Source organism: Vibrio sp. 10N.261.52.A1 (genome assembly GCF_002876325.1).
Lineage (GTDB): Bacteria > Pseudomonadota > Gammaproteobacteria > Enterobacterales > Vibrionaceae > Vibrio > Vibrio chagasii.
This window is the reverse complement of sequence record NZ_MCYD01001007.1, coordinates 1-1,772: the sequence shown is the minus strand read 5'-3', so window position 1 is coordinate 1,772 and position 1,772 is coordinate 1. Positions and strand designations below refer to the sequence as shown.

The following is a 1,772-nucleotide window of genomic DNA, read 5'->3' as shown; positions in this document are numbered from 1 at the left end:
AAACCTCACAGGGCCATCTTTCAAGTGGTAGATGATGGAACCTTTCCACTTAGAACCCAAGATCCGCATGCCTTTTTCTATCGCACAAGGCTCAGCGCAGGCATTGATAACGTTTTTACGCCCTTTTGGGTCTACTTCTACTCTTGCTTTCATACAACCTCACCAATCAAGAAACCAGATAGCTGGGGCTCACTCATTGAAAGAAGCCACAAATATCTGGTTTAAGTCTTACGCCATAATAGCACTACGCGCCAATTGAATTAAGTTCTCAGTAGAGGTAATTAACGAACCCCACTGGTCTTGTTAATTAAAATAGCTCATTAAGGTGCGATTCAAAGCGTGCAAAGTCATTTTCAATATCGCCATTCTTCATCACGTCATAACAAGCGAAAGTCGGCAATGCTGACATACCAAAGAAACGAAAGTTAGCGTGCATGTGGAACATTAAATCATCCACGCCTTTTCCTTGGAATAGGAATTCATCTTGATCATCAAAAGATTCTTTTGGTGCGTTGAATGTCAGTGAAAGCATGTATTTGGTGTTAGTACGTGTGCCACCTGTACCGTAGTTCTTAGTCGGATCTTCTGCACTGCGACCATCAAAAGCACACAATGCGCCGCCCATACCAGCAGTGAATACTTCATCCATATATTTTTTGAAAGACCATGGAATCGTCATCCAGTTTACTGGTGATTGCAGAATCACACGATCAGCCCACTCAAAATGCGCTAACTGTTCATCAACGACCCATTCCTCTTGCATGGTTACGATGCGAACTGAATGACCTTTCTGCTCTAATAGTGTCGCCGCTTTATCTACCAAAGAGGCGTTAAGTTTACCTTCTGAAAATGGTGATGGTTCGTGGGCATTGATGATAAGAACGTTACTCATAGCTAATTACTCCGCAAAAAATAGATTGGATACACAAATGAAACCCTCGTCTCTTGTATCTTGTGTCTTGTGTCTTGTGTCTTGTGTCTTGTGTCTTGCGGTATATATTAGTTACCTGATATTGGATTACAATTAGTATACTTCTAGTAACCTACTCTTAAGAGTATATGGAATGACTCATATAGGGTCACAGACTGTCAGAGACTAGCTAATTGGAACCCTAAGAAATAGGGCTCCTTTCAACTAACAATCAGTGTCTTCTGAAAGTAATAATGCATCTTCTAGTTCAACACCAAGATAGCGAATCGTGTTATCTACCTTTGTATGTCCCAGTAAAAGCTGCACCACTCGAATGTTTTTCGTTTTTGCATAGACTAATGTAGCTTTGGTTCGCCTCATTGAGTGAGTACCATAAAGATGAGAATCCAACCCAAGATCTGATGCCCACTTTCTGACTAGGGACCTATAGTACGAATAACTAATTGGTTGTTGCTCTCGTCTTTGGCTTGGAAAAAGAAAATCGCTGGCGTCTAAAGCAGAAATCAAAATCCATTTCATTAGACTTTGTTGAGTTCTTGTCGTTATTTCAAATTGAACTTCAATGTCTGTTTTTCGTTGAGTATGCTTAGCACGACTGAATATCCTACCTTGAGAAGATACATCGCAAACCCTGAGCGAGAGCAAGTCACTTGCTCTAAGTTTGCTATCAATAGCTAAGTTAAGTAGCGCAAGCTGCATCAAACTATTTTCAATCTCTAGTCTGGTTCTGATCCGCCAAATTTCCTCAAGCCGAAAAGGCTTTTTGACGCCACTTCGTTTTGTTTTGTTTTGTTGAAAACCACCATAATGACCTCCTTCTTATTTGGTCATCACGATTGTA

At 40.7% G+C, this 1,772-nt stretch carries 2 protein-coding genes and 1 pseudogene; all 3 read right to left on the bottom strand.

Annotation, left to right across the window (positions count from 1 at the left end):
* A pseudogene (locus tag BCT81_RS29840) lies at nucleotides 1-153 on the bottom strand (transcriptional regulator); the annotation flags it as partial.
* A 154-nt stretch (nucleotides 154-307) separates the two neighbouring features.
* Nucleotides 308-892, bottom strand: coding sequence for an NAD(P)H-dependent oxidoreductase (locus tag BCT81_RS21835; protein ID WP_102425822.1), 585 nt, complete (start codon nucleotides 890-892; stop codon nucleotides 308-310).
* A 243-nt stretch (nucleotides 893-1,135) separates the two neighbouring features.
* Complete coding sequence (locus BCT81_RS21830) at nucleotides 1,136-1,672, bottom strand: tyrosine-type recombinase/integrase (RefSeq protein ID WP_102425821.1); 537 nt, start codon at nucleotides 1,670-1,672, stop codon at nucleotides 1,136-1,138.
* Nucleotides 1,673-1,772 lie beyond the last annotated feature (100 nt).